The organism is Mycobacterium sp. IDUB_36 (genome assembly GCF_055419225.1).
Map to the genome: position 1 here is coordinate 43744 of NZ_JBVAXH010000002.1, position 16454 is coordinate 60197.

Here is a 16454-nt window from a genome sequence, read left to right on the forward strand (position 1 = left end):
CACCGGCCACCCTGCGGACTGGAAGACTGGCGGCATGAGCACCGGAACCATCACCACGAAAGTCCCGGCGCGCCTGGACCGGCTGCCCTGGTCGCGATTTCACTGGCGCGTCGTGGTCGGCCTGGGCGGCGTGTGGGTGCTGGACGGGCTCGAGGTGACGATGGTAGGCAACGTGTCGTCGCGCCTCACCGAGCGGGGCAGCGGAATCGCCCTCACCCCAGCGGATATCGGCACGGCCGCTGCGTTCTACATCGCCGGGGCATGCCTCGGCGCCTTGTTCTTCGGCCACCTCACGGACCGCTTCGGGCGCCGCAATCTTTTCATCCTGACCCTTGCCGTGTATCTGACCGCGAGTGTGGCCACCGCATTCGCCTTCGCCCCGTGGTACTTCTTCCTCACCCGATTTTTCACCGGGGCTGGTATCGGCGGCGAGTACGCGGCCATCAACTCAGCCATCGACGAACTGATCCCCGCTCGGGTGCGCGGCCGGGTGGACCTGATCATCAACGGGACCTACTGGCTGGGATCGGCCGCGGGCGCCGGCGCGGCGCTCATCCTGCTGAACACGTCGACCTTCCCGGCCGACATCGGCTGGCGCCTGTCGTTCGGGATCGGTGCCATCTTCGGAATATTCGTGCTTCTGGTCCGACGCAACGTCCCGGAGAGCCCGCGCTGGCTGTTCATCCACGGACGCAATTCAGAAGCCGAGCGGATCGTCGGGGAGATCGAAGCGGACGTCGAGCACGAAACGGGCGAGCCACTTCCGGAGCCGCAGGGAAAGGCTCTCAAAGTCCGCCAACGCGAAACGATTTCGTTTGTCGAGATCGCACGGGTGGCTTTCAAACTCTATCCGCGGCGTGCCGTCCTGGGCTTGGCCCTGTTCATCGGGCAGGCATTTCTCTACAACGGTGTCACGTTCAACCTGGGCACGTTGTTGAGCGGTTTCTACGGCGTCGACGCGGGCAAAGTCCCGCAGTTCTATGTGCTGTGGGCGCTGAGTAACTTTGCCGGGCCGCTGATCCTCGGCCGTTTCTTCGATACCGTCGGCCGAAAAACCATGATCACCATCTCCTACGTCGGCTCGGCGGTGGTGGCGAGCGGGCTCGCGATCTTGTTCTTGAAACAAACCGGTGGCGTCTGGGCTTTCATTCTCGTGCTCGCCGTCACGTTCTTCCTGGCATCGGCCGGTGCGAGCGCGGCCTACCTGACCGTCAGCGAGATCTTTCCAATGGAGACCAGGGCACTGGCCATCGCGTTCTTCTACGCGGTCGGCACTGCGATCGGCGGCATCAGCGGCCCGCTGTTGTTCGGCCAGTTGATCGCTTCCGGGGAGCGCAGTCAGGTGATGTGGTCCTTCTTCATCGGGGCGGCGGTCATGGCACTCGCAGGCTTGGTCGAGCTGTGGCTCGGAATCGATGCCGAGCAGCGTCCGCTCGAGGAACTGGCGCTTCCGCTGACAGTGGCGGACGCCGAGGGCGATCGGGAATCCGGCGAGCGCTGAAGGCAACACGCGAGCCACAAACGCGTAAACGCTCGCTGAATTCGCGCGATTCACCGGTGGAGATGACCGGGCTAGGCTGCGCTCGGCCCGCCACTTTGCAAGACTCGGGCCTCATGAGAAGTCTGCTGATCGTGCTCGGTGCCGCCGGCATGCTCGTCGGGTCCGGGCCGGCCTATGCCGATCCACCTCCCAACAACGACGCGGACTTTCTCAAACAGCTCACCGCGGCCGGGCTCACCTATCAGGACCCGGCCCAGGCTGTTGCGGTGGCCAAAGAGGTGTGCAAGTTGGTCGACAAGGGGACACCCGACACCGACATCGAGAAGAACCTGAAGCTCCGCAACCCGTCATTCACCGGCAACGGCGCGGCCGAGTTCATCACCCTGGCGGCCGGCGAGTATTGCCCGAAGTACCTGACCGGCGAAGGTCGCCCTCCGAAACCGCCTGGCGCAGTAGGGAATTAGACGGCACCTCGGACAACCGAGTCGGCAGCGGCCCGCATCCGCTCCGACATTCGGAGCAGATCGTGTTCGCCGACGCCGTTCTGAAATGTGTAGGCGAGCTGGCGCAACTCGACTGCACAATTACGGAGCTCATCTTCGAGGCGGGATTGAACAGGGATCATGACGTTCTCCCTCGAGCGGGTCGGGCGGGTAGCCCGGCAATCGAATAATGGTCGCAGCTCGTTAGCCGGTCGGCGAGATGGCGCGGGCTGTATTTACGAGACATTGACATCGCGTTTACGTCCGAGACTTCATGGCGCACACGCCGATCGGCCACGCGTGGGCGAACATCGGTTAGTTCTGAATGGAAGTCGTTGCACGACAATGACATCGCCAGCTCGGACGCTGACTGCGAGAACTCGGCTGACAACCGCGGCAACAGTGCAGCGGTAGCGCCCCGGGTCCCGATGAGAAGCAGATGAGCTCACCGACCGCGGGCATACCGAGAACCTAGGCGCCATCCCTGCGTGCGGCATTAATAAATCAGATGGACTCGCTGAGAAAAATTCAGCAGGAGGCACCGCCGTAGGCGTGAAAGAAATTGAGCATTCCTATGTTTCGCGGGCTACCCGTGCGGCGAAGTGTTAACTTTCCCTGCGTGCCTGCGCAGGGAAAGCCGCTACGTCTCGGCGTGCTCGGCGCGGCCCGCATCGCCCCCGCCGCGGTGATCAAGCCGGCACGGGACAATGCCGAGGTCGTGGTCGCCGCGGTAGCCGCGCGCGATGTCGGCCGCGCAAAGGCATTCGCGGCCAAACACGACATCGCCCGGGTACACGACAGCTACGAGGCGCTGATCGACGACCCGGAGGTGGATGCCGTCTACAACCCACTTCCGAACGGCTTGCACGGCAGATGGACTCGTGCCGCCCTCGACGCCGGCAAGCACGTGTTGTGCGAGAAGCCGTTCACCGCCAACGCCGCCGAAGCACAGGAGATCGCCGACGCCGCGGCGAAGTCGGATCGGGTGGCGATGGAGGCGTTCCACTACCGCTACCACCCGCTGGCGCTGCGGACGGAGCAGATCATCGCCTCCGGCGCTTTGGGCACACTGCAGCGTATCGAGGCGACGTTGTGCTTCCCGCTGCCCGTGTTCTCCGACATCCGTTACAGCTACCCGCTGGCCGGCGGCGCGCTGATGGACGCGGGGTGCTACGCCGTCCACATGGTCCGCACCTTCGGCGGATCGACGCCGGAGGTCGTCTCGGCCGAGGCGAAACTCCACGACCAGCAGATCGACCGCGCGATGACGGCCGAGCTGAGGTTTGCCGAGGGGCACACCGGCCGTGTGCGCTGCTCCATCTGGTCTGCTCGGCTGCTCGAGACCAGCACTCGAGTGATCGGCGAGCGAGGTGAGTTGTCGCTGTTCAACCCGGTGACGCCGCACTACATCCACCGGCTGGCCATCCGTGTGCCGGAGGGTAAGCGGGTCGAGCGGTTTTCCCGCCGCCCGTCCTACGCCTACCAGCTCGACGCATTCGCCGCCGCGGTCCTGCGCGGGGGACCCGTGCTGACCTCGCCCGAGGATGCCATCGAGAACATGGCGGTCATCGATGCGATCTACCGCGCGGCCGGCCTGCCGCTCCGTCAGCCGAGCTGATCGACCAATGCCGGTCGTGCGGGCAGCCCGTCGCCATATCATCGGATGATGGGCACCGGCGGGCTGGATACCGTGGGCTCGCCGGCCTTCACCGACGAGGAGTCCGTCCGCTATCGCGCCGCAGGCTGGTGGTCGGACCTGACGCTGTCCGCCGCGGTGGGCCGTAACGCTCAGCGGAATCCGGACCAGGTGGCCTACACCGACCACCACAGCTCGTCGTTGACGTGGCGCGAGTTCGATTACATTGCAACTGCTTTGGCCGAGCAGCTGACCGGTGTCGGCGTTCTGCGGGGCGACCGGATCGCGGTATGGCACGGCGACTCCGCAGGTATCCACGCACTGTTCGTCGCCATCGAACGCTGCGGCGGGATCGTTGTCGGCATCGGCGCGCGAGCCGGCACGCGGGAGGTGACCGCGATACTGCGCAGCTCACGGCCGACCATGTTGATCAGCGACGCACCACGCGAAGATGCCGCGATCCACGCCGTGGCGGGCGTGACCGACGTCTCCGTGCCGGTGGTGTCGCTCACGCCCGGATTGCGACTGGACCTCGAAGCCGCACCGGCGGCAGTGTCGGTGGGCGCGGCGATCCGGTCCGACGACCCGTTTCTGATCAACTCGACGTCCGGCACCACCGGATTGCCCAAGTGCGTGGTGCACACCCAGAACCGCTGGTTCTACTTCCATCAGAAGGCCGTCGCGAACGGACACCTGACGCCGGACGATGTGTTTCTGCCGGTCATTCCCACGCCATTCGGCTTCGGACTGTGGACCAGCCACACCACCCCGATCCTGCTGGGCGCGAGCACCGTTCTGCTGGAACGCTTCAGCGCCAGAGCGACGTGCCAGGCGATCGCCGAGCACCGCGTCACTGTGCTCTGTTGCGTCAGCACCCAATTGACGATGCTCATCGCGGACAGCGCATCGGGGGAGTACGACCTGAGCTCGTTGCGGGTGGTGTTCACCGGCGGCGAGGCATTGCCGTACCGGCCTGCCGTGGAATTCGAGAAGTTGACCGACGCAACGATTCTCCAGTTCTACGGCTCGAACGAGACCGGTCTGCTCAGCGCCACCACGACGGAGGATTCGCAGCCGCACCGGCTGCGGACGGGGGGACGGACAGTGCCGGAGATGTCGGTACGACTGTTCGACGGCGATCGGGACGTCACCGCCCTCGGCCGCGGACAGCCCGCCTGTCGAGGTCCGGCGACCAGCCTGGGCTACCTGGGCGGCACCGACCACGACAAGCTTTTCACCCGCGACGGCTGGATGCGGATGGGTGACATCTGCGAGATCGACGCCGACGGATATCTGAGCGTCACCGGTCGCACGTCGGACTTCATCCTGCGCGGCGGCAAGAACATCAGCGCCGCCCAGGTCGAGGATGCTGCGATCACGCACCCCGCGATCGCTGTCGCTGCGGCGGTCGCCATGGCCGATCCGGTATTCGGCGAAAAGGTTTGTCTCTACGCCGAACTCGTCGAATCACGGACGATCAGCCTGCCCGAGCTGATCGACTTCCTGGTGGCGGCCGGAGTTTCCAAGGAGCTACTGCCCGAGCGACTCATCGTGGTCGACGAACTGCCGCGATCCTCGGGCGGCAAGATCGCCAAAGGTCAACTGCGCGAGGATATTCGGGTCAAGATCGAGACCAACGGTGCTGGACTGGGCGAGTCGCGATGAAATCGATCGACGACCTGGCCGCCAACCTGAACTTCACCACCGCCAAGACCGGTGAAGACCGCTCGGTCACTTTCCTGCCGGATCCGCCGCGGGCGCCGCGCCGCTACACGCTGATCTCCGTGGACGACCACATCGTCGAACCACCGGACACCTTCACCGGACGCCTGCCGCGGCGCCTCGCTGATCGCGCCCCCAAAGTCGTCGACACCGCCGACGGAGGTCAGACCTGGGTGTACGACAACCAGGTACTGCCGAATGTCGGCTTCAACGCCGTGGTCGGACGGCCAGTCTCCGAGTATGGTTTCGAGCCGGTCCGATTCGACGAAATGCGTAGGGGTGCGTGGGATATCAACGATCGAATCGCGGACATGGATCTCAACGGGATCTACGCATCGTTGAACTTCCCCTCATTCCTGCCGGGATTCGCCGGCCAACGCCTGCAACAGGTGACCAACGATCGCGACCTCGCGTTAGCTTCGGTGCGGGCCTGGAACGACTGGCACCACGACGTGTGGGCCGGTTCGCACCCCGGGCGGATCATTCCGTGCCAGCTGCCGTGGCTGCTGGACCCCGAACTCGGCGCACAGCTGATCCGCGAGAACGCCGAACGTGGCTTCCACGCCGTGACCTTCAGCGAGAACCCGTCGATGCTGGGATTGCCGAGTATCCACTCGGGCCACTGGGATCCGATGATGGCCGCCTGCGCCGAGACGTCGACCGTAGTGAACCTGCACATCGGGTCCTCCGGTTCGTCGCCTTCGACGACCGACGACGCGCCACCGGACGTACAGGGCGTGCTGTTCTTCGCTTACGCCATCTCCGCGGCCGTCGATTGGCTGTACTCCGGGCTACCCAGCAGGTTTCCTGATTTGAAGATCTGCTTGTCCGAGGGCGGAATCGGTTGGGTCGCTGGACTATTGGACCGGCTCGACCACATGCTCAGCTATCACGAGATGTACGGCACGTGGGCGGCTCTGGGTGAGAGGCTGACGCCGGCCGAGGTGTTCACCCGCAACTTCTGGTTTTGTGCAGTGGAAGACAAGTCGTCGTTCGTGCAGCACGAGCGGATCGGCGCCGACAACATCATGCTGGAAGCCGACTACCCGCACTGCGACTCGACATGGCCGCACACGCAGCAAACCGTGCACGAGCAGATCGGTGACCTGCCCGCGCACCTGATTCGAAAGTTCACCTGGGAGAACGCTTCCCGGCTTTACAACCACCCGGTGCCGGTCGAGGTGCAACGGGATCCAGAAGCATTCTGAACCTGTCGCCGGCTACTGGTGGCGGTTGAGTGCTTCGGAGGCCTGATCGTTGCCGCCCCGCAGCGCCGGCATCACCGCGTCGTCGACATAACGCAGGTAGTTCCAAGCGATGTCGGGCGGAAGGCCACCGCACAACGGTGCCAGTGTCAACATGCCGCCACCGCGGACATGCGCCACCGCCTCGTCGGCGGTGAAGATCCGATGAGTTCGCGAGGTCGCCCGTAATTCGTCGACATCAGCGACATCGGCGATTCCGGCCGAGGTCTGATTGTCGGGATTCCACTGCGCATACATGCGCGCATCGTGCAGAAGGTGTGCACCGATCTCCTGCCACGCGGCGTCGACATCGGGTGCGACAAAACAGACAGACGGGGTATCGCGATTGGGCAACAGGGTCATACCCGGCTCGAAACCGTGTGCGCGGCAGGAGTCCTCGTACGCTTCCAGCGATCCGGGGGCGTCGCCCTGGGCAAGGTATCCCAGCCCGTAGCGGCCCGCCCGTCGCGCCGCCGCCACACTGCCACCGCCCCACATCATCAACGGCCCCTGAGGCGACAATGGCAACGGCGACAACGTGATTCGCCGCCCCTCCTGCTGCACCACCTCGCCCGCCAGCAGCCGGCGCAACAGGCTGAGCTTCTCGTCGGCGATGCGACCACGCGACGTGAGATCGAGACCGAAATGCTGATATTCCTCCGGGCGGTAGCCGAGCCCGAACACGTAGGCGGCCCGACCCTTGCTGATGAGATCGAGCACGGCGATCTCCTCGGCAAGACGCACGGGGTCGTAGAACGGCAGGATGACGATGAGCGTCATCATCAGCTGTCTGGTGCGCGCGGCGATGGCGCTACCGAGCAGCAACGGCGTCGGCAGGTACCCGTCCGGCGAACTGTGGTGCTCGCAGATCACCGTCGCGAGGCATCCTCGCGTTTCCGCCCATTCGCACATGTCGACGGCCGCCGCGTACAAGTCGACTGCCGGTGCGCCGAAATCGGGCGCCCGCATATCGAACCGCATCGAATACACGACTGATACCTGATTTCGCTGCCGGGAGGCGGATGGACTCCGCGGCCACGAACGTACCGCAATCCTTACCGGAAGGCCGGCGAATCCTCGCGAGAACCGCTGACCGAGAATCGGTTTGAACGGTGGCGGTCAGCCGCCGAAAGCCGCCTTGATCGCCTCATCCTGCTTCTGTCCGACCTGGGTGATGAACTCCTGCGGCGCCAGGGCGAACGAGGGACCGTCGAATTCCAGCGTCACCAACGCCTTGTCCCGGGTGAACACCAGCACGGTCACCCCTTTGGAGTGATCCGGCGACAATCCTGAAATCGTCGCGCCGCTGACCCCGACCTCGGCGTTCAGCGACTTGGCGAGAAGGGTTTCCCGGTGAGTGGCCTTCGCCGATTCCAATGCGGCGGCCGCCGCTTCGACGTCCGGCAAGACATCAATGGTGTCGATGATGGCGTGGCTGTGATCTTGGTCGGTGAACGTGACCGTGGCGCCCTGCTGACCATTCGGGTTCTTCGTCGCCGGGCCGGCGGTGAAGGCATCGGGTGCTTTGATGTCACCGGCTTTGATCAACAGGGTCGTGTAGTCCGTGATCGCCGGGCGGGGAGTGGTGCTCGAGCTCGACGTCGCCTTCGACGACTGGGAGTCGTTCCCGCAGGCCGACACTCCCGCCAGAGTCGCCGCGATCGCCGCGGCGGCAATTACTGCCGGGGGAATTCTCATCGACCGTTCTCCTTTTGGCTCCGATGACGGAAACCGTATCTCATCGGCGACCGGCTACCGCAACTCCTGGAACCGGCACCCATCGACGTGCGCCGCGAAGGGGCGAAATATCACTGCGCTCAACAACTTTTGAAACTAGCGAGCGGCGACTTCGCTGCGGGAGTACGACCCGCTACCGGTGATCAGCGGGAGGTCCAACGTCGTCCTGATGCCGGGTGTGGCCGCGACCACTGCCGGAATGGCGTTGACGATCCGGCCGGCCGCGCCACAGATGGCGGCCTGATTGTGGTCACCGTGCCGACTGCTCGGCACGATGTCGACCGCGTAGGAAGGCTCGCCGGTGATCTCGATGCGGTAGGACCCACCGCCCGCAGCGGGTTGCGGCAGGTCGGGCCGCAGATCCGGACGCAACCGGGTGACGTGCTCGATGACGATCGCCGGGTGGCCATCGACCATGCCGCGAATTTCGAACTGCAAGACCGCCAACGTTCCTTTGGCTACGTGACCGACCGCGATGTCGAAGTCTTCTGGTGCGGGCTCACGCTGATAGGACTCGGTGATTTCGTCCACCTCGAGACCGAGGCCCGCCGCCAACTGCCTGATCGCGGTACCCCACGCGATACTCAAGACCCCTGGCTGCAACAGCATCGGAATGTCGCCGAGGGGCCGCGCGAAACCCATGTAATGCATGACCTCTGCGCCGTCGTAGGACGCGTAATCGTGGATTTCCATGCAGCGGATCTGCTCGATGCGCTGACAGGTGCCGGCCAGCGCGAACGGGACCAGGTCGTTGACGAATCCCGGGTCGACACCAGTGATGAACAGGCTCGAATTACCCTGTACCGCAGCATCTTCGACGCGTTGAATGTACTTGTCGGGCATCACGCCCCAGGGATACTGCAGCAATCCGGGTGACGACCCGACCACATTGACCCCGGCGGCAAGGATCCGCATGACATCGGCCATTGCATCGGGCAGACGGGTGTCGCCCATCGCGCAGTAGACAACGCAATCCGGTTTCGCGGCCAACAAGGCGTCGAGGTCATCGATGGCGTTGATCCCGGTTGTGACGTCCAGGCCGGCCAGCTCACCCGCGTCCTTGCCCACCTTCGCCGGCGTCGAGACGCAGACTCCGGTGAGCTCGAACAGTGGGTTCTCGATCAGTCCGATCAGCGCCAGCCGTCCAACGTTCCCGGTACCGACGTGGGCGACTCGTATCGTCATCGATGTTCTCCGTCCGGAACTGCGCGCGAAAGACCGTCCTCGACGCTAGCTCACGGAGATAGTCGGTGCGACGAATCGTCGGCGGCACCGGATCAGCTCAGGTGTGCTCCCGCAGCGCCCGGGCGTCTCCTGCCGACAGCCCGGTCGACGTCAGCTACCGAAGCCGCCGTGCTGAGCCGCCCGGGGTGCCGGTGAGCCACCCGGGCCTTGCAAGTGGTTGGCGGCGAAGTCGGCACCCTGCGCGATCACGCTGCCGTCGTCGACGTAGCTGTTGTGCGCGGAGAAGTTCACGCCTTCCGAGCAGACCGGGTCTTCGACGGCACAGACCTCGATGGTCTTGGCCTGATAGAGCGGCCCGATCACCAGCTGCGGTTGACCGAGAAAGTCCATTGCCCGGACGTTGGGCGTGCCGAACAGCACGACCGCGGCCACGTGATCGGCCACGGCCGGATCCAGTGGCTTCGGGATGGTCGCCGGGTCGACGTCCTTCGGCACGGAGTCCGGAACAGCGGGAGAGGTGACGAAGCCCGCGACCGCTGCGCCTTGGGAGTAACCCCCGAGCACCATCTTGGTGTTGGGGCATGCGCTCGCCTCGGATACCACGTGCGCGCCGGCGTCCCGGATACCGTCCAGACCCGTCGACCACTGGTCGCTGGCCGGGTAGTTCACCGGGTAGACGTCCACCGACCTGCTACCCATACGGGTCCGAAGGGCGTCGATGAAGGCCTGACCCGTGGGGCCGACGCCGGGCTCTTCGCCGGTGCCGCGGGCGAACACCACCTGGGTATCAGGACATGGTTGGGCGGATGCGGAGGGGATTGTGCCGACGGGAAGCGCGGAGGCGCCGAGCCCCCACAGCGCAATCAGTACGGCACCAGCTGAACGATTGACTCGACGCGCATTCATGACGCAGAAGATTCCCATACGAATGCAGGTCCAAACTAAGAAATATCTGGGTATAGCCTGAGCTTGCGGCTGCGCGCCGACAGCAGGGGATCCTGGTCGAGCCGCCGGCCAGTTGAGCAGCGCGACAGAGTGTTTCAGGAATCGCCGTCGATGCCGGTGGGCGCATCGGCCACTTTCACCAATTGTGCGCGTGGCAGCGCCGGCACCGCGTCGGCCAAAAACCAGCGAAATGCGAGGTTGCCGCGGGGGTAGTCAAGCGTGGTCAACGAATTCGGATGTGCCGTCAGACCTCGGCTGAGAACGATCGTCACCGAGCCGTCGGCATTGGGTACCGCGCTGTGACCGTTGACCGAGCAGCGGCCGTCGCTGACACCGTGGGTTGCCATGAATTGGTTCCACACCACCAGATTCCAGAACCGGCAGTCGGGTGGGCGGTGAGTGATCACCAACGCTTCGTCGTCGTTCAGGACGAAGCTGCCATAGGAGTAACAGGCATCGCGGGCCGACCAGCCGAAGTTGGCGTCGGGCACTTGGTACGGCTCCGCGAATTGGTTTGCTGCGTGGTCGATCTCATGGCCGAGCGCATGGGTGTCGTCGCCCCTTACACCCACCGTGAGAGGGACGATCGCGAACATGGTGCGCATCCAGGCCGCCGTCGCCCGGAGCTTCGCCGCTGTCTCGGTATCACCGTGCCGGACGATCCCGGGTTCGTCGAGCGACTCGATGCGCCAGCGGACCCGGCGCCCGGTCTGTGGGTCGGCCTGGTAGTCGCGGGTCATCAACACCGCGGCATCGGGGACCGGCCCGAAGTCGAACGAGAAGTTGCCGTCGGCGTCGATGTCGAGGTCGTCGTCGCGGACGATCGCCACGATGCGATCCGACCAGGCCCCCGGCGTCGGCTCGTTGTACGCGGTCAGGGAGAAATAGACGCTGTCGCCTCGGTTTCCACTGATGCGATAGCGGCGGCGGGGGTCCACCGGACAGATGTAGTAATAGGCGTCGGTGTTGTCCCCTCCCCAGCGGAGGTCCCGGCGGAAGGGAGTGTTGATCGCCATGAACACCGGCCGGCTGGGCTCCCCGAACAGGTATGTGTCGAGAGCCACCCCCAGTGTGGTGGCCAGCATTCGGTAGCCGTCGGCGATCTGCTGGTCGTCGGCAACAGCGCGCTCGCCCTCGAGGAACGACCGGTCCAGGCCGCCCAGGGTGTCCAGCAATTCGTGCCATGCGGCGGTGGATGCGTGCGCGGCGTGCGTCATCCGCTGATTCCTCTCGTGATGAAGTCGGCCGTACGTCGCACCCAGGTGTCATCGAGGGTGTCGCCGCGGGTGAGCAGAGCCAAGAAGGTGGCGCCGGCCACGACCTCGACGACATCGGCGGCCACGATGTCGGGCCGCACCTCGCCGCGCGCGACCGCATCGGCGAGGCGGTCGGTCAACCCGCGCGAGAGGATGTCGCTGAAACGCTCGAGCAGAGCCGCGTGGAGAGTCAGGTCGGCGGCCATTTCGCCGACCAATCCGGGCAGCGCGGCCCGAGCTGCTGGAGTCGTGATCAGGGCGGCGGTCCGGCGGACCATCTCGCGAACGTCTCCGGCGAGCGAACCGGTGTCCGGCAGCGCGGTGGCATCACCAATCGGGAAGACCGCTTCATGGACCAGGTGTGCCTTACTGGCCCAGCGGCGATAGATCGCGGGTTTGCTGGTGCCGGCCTGACGCGCGACCGCGTCGACCGAGAGGCCGGCGTAGCCGGTGTCGGCAAGGAGCTCGACCGTCGAGCGCAGCACCGCGCCGTCGATCCGTTTGTCACGTGGTCGGCCAAGCTCCGTCGTCATTACGGAACTCAGAGTAACATAATTAGCCATGACAGAAGCCGCTCCGGTGCCGGTGCATCTCGATGACCTCGACACACCGCGGTTCAGCCCAGAGATCGATCAGCTCCATCAGCTGATGGCCGGCATGGCGCCGGAGTGCCCGTTGGACAGCGCGGCACTGCACGCCAAGGCCGCGGCCGAGACGGGGCTGACGGACTTCGGACCCGACGACTACCGGGAGCGCCTCGAGGTCTATCTGGCCGCCCTCCGCGAGATCGACGGCCTGCACGGTGCGGGAATCGTCAACTTTCACGCGCAGGCGCTGCAGGCGTTGAAGAATCGGCTGCTGCTCAACGACCTGCTGGCGCGTCATCCCGAGATCCATCAGATCGAGTTAGTACCACCGGTCGTCATCGCCGGTCTGCCCCGCACCGGCACCACCCACCTGCACAATGTGCTGGCAGCTGGGCCCACCTTCAGGTCTCTGCCGTATTGGGAGAGCGTGGAGCCGTTCCCACTACCGGCCGAGCGGGGCATTGAGCCGGATCCGCGCAGGGCCCGGATGGACGCCGCCGTCGAATTCATGAATGCCTCGATGCCGCATTTTGCGCTGATGCACGAGATGACCACCGAGCACGCTCACGAAGAGATCCAGCTGCTGGCCAACGACTTCTCCACGATGCTCTTCGAGACTCTCGCCCACGTGCCACGGTGGCGCGACTACTACCTGGCCCACGATCAGACGCCGTCGTACCAGCACCTGAAGTTGCAATTGAAGGCGCTCCAATTCCTCCGGGGCGGCCGACGCTGGCTGCTGAAAGTCACCCCAGCACCTGGAACAACTGCCGGCTTTGCGCGCGGTTTTTTCCGGCGTCGTCGTGGTGTTCACCCATCGCGACCCGGTGCCGGTGGTGCTGTCCATGCTCGCGATGCTCACCTACACCGCTCGAATGCACCGCGCACCGGTGCCGGTACACGAGATCGCGGAATCGTGGTCGCACCGCCTGGCGCAGATGTTGCAGGCGCTGGTGCGGGATCGCGACCTCCTACCGCCCGACCGGTCGATCGACGTCCGCTTCGACGACTTCATGGCCGACGAGATCGGCACCGTCGAGCAGATTTACCACGTCGCCGGAGAAGCGCTGACCGAGCAGGCGCGCGCGGCGATGATCGGCTACCTCGAAAGTCACCCGCGCGGGCGGATGGGCAGCATTGCAACGTCGGCCGCGATGTTCGGGCTCGACGAACACGAGCTGCCCGCCCGGTTCACCGGATACCGAGAACGCTTCTCAGTCTGACGGTCGGTCAGGCGGGTTGCGGAGGCGCCGGAGCGTCGGCAGGCACATCGGCCGCCGGCACCGCTTCGGGCGCCGGTGCGGGCGGCGCGGGCTCGGGGCCCGGCGGCGGCGGTTCTGGAGCGATCACGTTGACCAGAACGGGCGGGGCGTCGGGAGGACCGTCAGGGTCGACGGGCAGGTACATGTGATGGCTGAACTGCGGCTGATAGGCGCCGCCACCGCCGATCCGGACACCGCCGCCTTCACCGCTGGACACCGGCGTGCCGTCGGGCAGCGTCACTGCGGTGTGACCACGGTTCCAGCCGATCACCAGCGCGCCCGGGGCAGTGCCGTACTTGAAGCCGCGAGCCAGCAGAGCCGACTCTTCGTCACCGGTGTTGAACCGGCCGCTGAAAGCCGGCCGGTCGGTTGCCACGTTCGATACCAGAGAAGCCAGGCCCGAACAGTCCGTTCCCGCCGGGGAGTTCCCACCGGTGATGTACGGCGTGCCTGACATCTGCTCAAGCAGGGTCATCAGCGTCGCTAAAACAAACATGAGCCGGGACGGTACTGACAAGATCCATAGACAACCAAACTTTGTGCACGCCATCACTTTTGCGCGGAAAACATGACGTGGATCTCATTCGCACGACATAAGACCAGGTGAATAGGGGTGACACAAAGTCAATTGAACACGCGTGGAAGAGTAACTCGTTCTTGACTTTTCGCCTATCAAAGCGCCAGATGCAGCAACTTTAGGCCAAAAGCCCTGTTTAGCAAAGTGTTATTCGTCACCGGGATCAAAACCGCCTTGAGGTGCGCGGATTTTCGCTGAGCGCTCCGCCAACATCGGGGCGCACCTAAACCATTCGTTGTTGCCCACTTCGGACGCCATACGTTGTCTACAGCCCGCCGCGGGTGTCGACGCCAATCGTCAGCGATCCGGTAACTCAAAACTGTTTGAAGTCAGCTCTTTTGACGTTCAGTCGGCGAATGATGATGTCCGACAGCTACTTCCGACTGACGCGTCTTATCATACGCACGGTTGCCTGCTCGATTGCTTCGCGCCGCGCCTCAGGGATTCGCTTGCGCGCTCGGCCAGCCATCGCTCGTGATAGATGTACTGGCAGCGACCAGCTGCGTCGGTACCCACCGCCTGGATGTGGCCGTTCGGGTGCGGGGAGATCCACACCTTCTTCCACGCCGGTGGGATCACCAGGGCCTCGATCCGCGCCAGCACCTCGTCGTCGGCGATACGACTCTCGTCGTCGTCGACGTAGGAGAAGCCACGACCGCGGCGGACCCGGTGCAGTCCGGGCCCACCCACCGCGCTCTTGCGGAGCCTCATCGCGCCGCGTCCGCATGACGCGCACGCGGGTGGGTGCCTGGCCACCCCACGTGTCGAATTCGCTGCGTATCCACCCGCAGCCGGTTACCTAGATGAAGAATCGCAGTAACGCCGCAGCCCGCGCGACACGACCGGATCAGTCGTCGTCACGCGAGTCGGCATGAGACGGTATTTACTCATGCAGGGCTTTGAGTACGTCAGCTACGAGACTTTCGGTCGGCGCTTTTTCGAGGTGGCGGTAACCGAAGAACGGGTTGGCGCTGCGTTCGCCGCGATTGCCGGCAGTCAATTCGAGATGCCGCCGATGGCTCAGGGACCGGGTAAATTCGCCAGGGTCAGCGCCGCTGTGACCATCAAGCAGCCCAAGGTCACGCGGAATATCAGCGACACCATCACATTTGACATCCACATTCCGTTATTGATCGACCTGTTGGTCGACCTGCGAATCGACAAGCAGAGATTCACCGTCGACGGAGACATCGCCCTCAGCGCGACCGCGCGCGCCGCTCAGCCGCTACTACTTATCGTTGATGTGGCCAAGCCACGTCCGTCGGACATCGCCGTGCACGTGTCGTCGAAAAGCCTCCGTGGCGAAATCGTGCGCGTCATCGGTGGCGTGGACGCCGAAATCCGGCGGTTCATCGCGCAGTACGTGAACGACGAAATCGACGCGCCTGAATCGCAAGCCGCGCAAGTGATCGACGTCGCCGAGCAGCTCGACCAGACCTGGACGGGTATCTGAGCCTTTCGAGGCCGGTTTATCCCGTCGGCAGGTCAGGGTATGTGCAGCCGACGCAAGTTCCGGACACTCATCATCGCCGTAGGGAGTCAGCCGACATGGCACAAGTCAACGTTTCGACGACGTCGAATCTCTCGCCGGAGTCGGCCTGGAAGCTCGCATCGGATCTGGGCCGCTTCGGCGACTGGATGACGATTTTCGGTGGCTGGCGCGGTGAGGTCCCCTCGACCATCACCAAGGGCACCCAGGTCTCGTCGCTGATCAAAGTCAAGGGATTCCGGAACGTCATCCACTGGGAAGTCACGAAATACGACGAGCCCCATCAGATCGAATTGACCGGCCGCGGACGCGGGGGAGTCGGCATCACCGTCGCCATGTCAGTGCAGGACAACCAACCCGGCTCCACATTCGACCTGACCGCGGATCTGAACGGCGGACTACTCAACGGTCCGCTCGGAAAGCTGGTGGCGAAAGTCATCAAATCGGACGTCCGCAAATCAGTGGGCAATCTCGCCGTTCTGGAATGACACCAGCGCGGCTCAGTGAATGACGCGGGGACCAGACGTGCGCTGAGCGTCGCGAACACGCCGCGACTCGGACGTCAGCCACGACAAGGTCAGCCCGCTGGCGAGGAGCATGACGCACGCTGCGCCGAGCCCCACGCCGATCTGTCTGGCGGCAAAGCCTGCCAGGCAGACGATGAACGAGACCGCGACTGTCGCCGCCAGGATGAGGCCGGGGGTAACCGAAGCGCTTGACCCCGCAGTGGCATCGGAAGAGTGCGCGTAGTTGTCAGCGCTGACGGTGTCCATAGCCATATCTCCCATTCGGTCCGGCTACCCAGATCACCTGCGGCGAAAACAGCGCGGA

At 64.6% G+C, this 16454-nt stretch carries 15 protein-coding genes and 2 pseudogenes; 8 read left to right on the forward strand and 9 right to left on the reverse strand.

The features are described from left to right. Window positions 1-34: 34 nt before the first annotated feature. The 5 genes from ACZYW1_RS18565 to ACZYW1_RS18585 all read left to right on the forward strand — a co-directional run bounded on the left by ACZYW1_RS18565 (window position 35) and on the right by ACZYW1_RS18585 (window position 6549). Window positions 35-1501, forward strand: coding sequence for an MFS transporter (locus ACZYW1_RS18565; protein WP_463788786.1), 1467 nt, complete (start codon window positions 35-37; stop codon window positions 1499-1501). A gap of 113 nt (window positions 1502-1614) precedes the next feature. Beyond that, the gene (locus ACZYW1_RS18570) at window positions 1615-1965 is read left to right on the forward strand and encodes a DUF732 domain-containing protein (RefSeq protein ID WP_463787932.1); all 351 of its coding nucleotides are present in this window, start codon (window positions 1615-1617) and stop codon (window positions 1963-1965) included. 637 nt (window positions 1966-2602) lie between these two features. Then, window positions 2603-3601 carry a Gfo/Idh/MocA family protein gene (locus ACZYW1_RS18575; protein ID WP_463787933.1) on the forward strand — a complete coding sequence of 333 codons (999 nt, stop codon included), beginning with the start codon at window positions 2603-2605 and terminating at the stop codon, window positions 3599-3601. Between the two features lie 48 nt (window positions 3602-3649). Further along, entirely contained in the window at window positions 3650-5284 is a 1635-nt protein-coding gene (locus ACZYW1_RS18580; RefSeq protein ID WP_463787934.1) for a class I adenylate-forming enzyme family protein, read from the forward strand. Next, window positions 5281-6549 (forward strand): amidohydrolase family protein, encoded by a 1269-nt coding sequence (locus tag ACZYW1_RS18585; protein ID WP_463787935.1) that lies wholly within the window; start codon window positions 5281-5283, stop codon window positions 6547-6549. The genes ACZYW1_RS18580 and ACZYW1_RS18585 overlap by 4 nt, the downstream gene beginning before the upstream one ends. A 12-nt stretch (window positions 6550-6561) precedes the next feature. Here ACZYW1_RS18585 and ACZYW1_RS18590 read toward each other — a convergent pair whose 3' ends face one another. The 6 genes from ACZYW1_RS18590 to ACZYW1_RS18615 form a co-directional block, all read right to left on the reverse strand. After that, window positions 6562-7575 (reverse strand): LLM class flavin-dependent oxidoreductase, encoded by a 1014-nt coding sequence (locus ACZYW1_RS18590; RefSeq protein WP_463787936.1) that lies wholly within the window; start codon window positions 7573-7575, stop codon window positions 6562-6564. A 129-nt stretch (window positions 7576-7704) separates the two neighbouring features. Next, window positions 7705-8283, reverse strand: coding sequence for a hypothetical protein (locus ACZYW1_RS18595; protein WP_463787937.1), 579 nt, complete (start codon window positions 8281-8283; stop codon window positions 7705-7707). A gap of 135 nt (window positions 8284-8418) precedes the next feature. Then, complete coding sequence (locus ACZYW1_RS18600; RefSeq protein ID WP_463787938.1) at window positions 8419-9507, reverse strand: NAD(P)H-dependent amine dehydrogenase family protein; 1089 nt, start codon at window positions 9505-9507, stop codon at window positions 8419-8421. Between the two features lie 150 nt (window positions 9508-9657). Continuing rightward, entirely contained in the window at window positions 9658-10431 is a 774-nt protein-coding gene (locus ACZYW1_RS18605) for a cutinase family protein (protein ID WP_463787939.1), read from the reverse strand. Between the two features lie 116 nt (window positions 10432-10547). After that, on the reverse strand, window positions 10548-11669 hold the full coding sequence (locus ACZYW1_RS18610; protein WP_463787940.1) for a DUF1214 domain-containing protein: 1122 nt from the start codon (window positions 11667-11669) through the stop codon (window positions 10548-10550). Next, window positions 11666-12241: a TetR/AcrR family transcriptional regulator gene (locus ACZYW1_RS18615; RefSeq protein ID WP_463787941.1), complete on the reverse strand. Its 576-nt coding sequence runs from the start codon at window positions 12239-12241 to the stop codon at window positions 11666-11668. Before ACZYW1_RS18615 ends, ACZYW1_RS18610 begins: the two co-directional genes overlap by 4 nt. Window positions 12242-12269: 28 nt before the next feature. Between ACZYW1_RS18615 and ACZYW1_RS18620 the strand changes: the two are divergent. Then, a pseudogene (locus tag ACZYW1_RS18620) lies at window positions 12270-13518 on the forward strand (sulfotransferase family protein). Window positions 13519-13525: 7 nt separating this feature from the next. Here the strand turns inward: ACZYW1_RS18620 and ACZYW1_RS18625 are convergent. After that, window positions 13526-14053 carry a peptidoglycan endopeptidase gene (locus ACZYW1_RS18625; protein ID WP_463787942.1) on the reverse strand — a complete coding sequence of 176 codons (528 nt, stop codon included), beginning with the start codon at window positions 14051-14053 and terminating at the stop codon, window positions 13526-13528. A 486-nt stretch (window positions 14054-14539) separates the two neighbouring features. Continuing rightward, window positions 14540-14845 (reverse strand): annotated as a pseudogene (locus ACZYW1_RS18630) (DNA topoisomerase IB); the annotation flags it as partial. 178 nt (window positions 14846-15023) lie between these two features. On the opposite strand from ACZYW1_RS18630, the gene ACZYW1_RS18635 reads away from it, so the two are divergent. Both ACZYW1_RS18635 and ACZYW1_RS18640 read left to right on the forward strand, forming a co-directional pair. Further along, on the forward strand, window positions 15024-15587 hold the full coding sequence (locus ACZYW1_RS18635; protein ID WP_463787943.1) for a hypothetical protein: 564 nt from the start codon (window positions 15024-15026) through the stop codon (window positions 15585-15587). A gap of 95 nt (window positions 15588-15682) precedes the next feature. Beyond that, window positions 15683-16111: a type II toxin-antitoxin system Rv0910 family toxin gene (locus ACZYW1_RS18640; RefSeq protein WP_463787944.1), complete on the forward strand. Its 429-nt coding sequence runs from the start codon at window positions 15683-15685 to the stop codon at window positions 16109-16111. A gap of 12 nt (window positions 16112-16123) precedes the next feature. Here ACZYW1_RS18640 and ACZYW1_RS18645 read toward each other — a convergent pair whose 3' ends face one another. Then, on the reverse strand, window positions 16124-16396 hold the full coding sequence (locus ACZYW1_RS18645; RefSeq protein ID WP_463787945.1) for a hypothetical protein: 273 nt from the start codon (window positions 16394-16396) through the stop codon (window positions 16124-16126). Between the last annotated feature and the right edge of the window lie 58 nt (window positions 16397-16454).

What these genes read in the sequence shown, in the direction of transcription:
- ACZYW1_RS18565 (WP_463788786.1), top strand. Translation starts at nt 35, where the DNA reads ATGAGCACCGGAACCATCACCACGAAAGTCCCGGCGCGCCTGGACCGG.
- ACZYW1_RS18570 (WP_463787932.1), top strand. Translation starts at nt 1,615, where the DNA reads ATGAGAAGTCTGCTGATCGTGCTCGGTGCCGCCGGCATGCTCGTCGGG.
- ACZYW1_RS18580 (WP_463787934.1), top strand. Translation starts at nt 3,650, where the DNA reads ATGGGCACCGGCGGGCTGGATACCGTGGGCTCGCCGGCCTTCACCGAC.
- ACZYW1_RS18585 (WP_463787935.1), top strand. Translation starts at nt 5,281, where the DNA reads ATGAAATCGATCGACGACCTGGCCGCCAACCTGAACTTCACCACCGCC.
- ACZYW1_RS18595 (WP_463787937.1), bottom strand. Translation starts at nt 8,283, where the DNA reads ATGAGAATTCCCCCGGCAGTAATTGCCGCCGCGGCGATCGCGGCGACT.
- ACZYW1_RS18600 (WP_463787938.1), bottom strand. Translation starts at nt 9,507, where the DNA reads ATGACGATACGAGTCGCCCACGTCGGTACCGGGAACGTTGGACGGCTG.
- ACZYW1_RS18605 (WP_463787939.1), bottom strand. Translation starts at nt 10,431, where the DNA reads ATGGGAATCTTCTGCGTCATGAATGCGCGTCGAGTCAATCGTTCAGCT.
- ACZYW1_RS18610 (WP_463787940.1), bottom strand. Translation starts at nt 11,669, where the DNA reads ATGACGCACGCCGCGCACGCATCCACCGCCGCATGGCACGAATTGCTG.
- ACZYW1_RS18615 (WP_463787941.1), bottom strand. Translation starts at nt 12,241, where the DNA reads ATGACGACGGAGCTTGGCCGACCACGTGACAAACGGATCGACGGCGCG.
- ACZYW1_RS18625 (WP_463787942.1), bottom strand. Translation starts at nt 14,053, where the DNA reads ATGTTTGTTTTAGCGACGCTGATGACCCTGCTTGAGCAGATGTCAGGC.
- ACZYW1_RS18635 (WP_463787943.1), top strand. Translation starts at nt 15,024, where the DNA reads ATGCAGGGCTTTGAGTACGTCAGCTACGAGACTTTCGGTCGGCGCTTT.
- ACZYW1_RS18640 (WP_463787944.1), top strand. Translation starts at nt 15,683, where the DNA reads ATGGCACAAGTCAACGTTTCGACGACGTCGAATCTCTCGCCGGAGTCG.
- ACZYW1_RS18645 (WP_463787945.1), bottom strand. Translation starts at nt 16,396, where the DNA reads ATGGACACCGTCAGCGCTGACAACTACGCGCACTCTTCCGATGCCACT.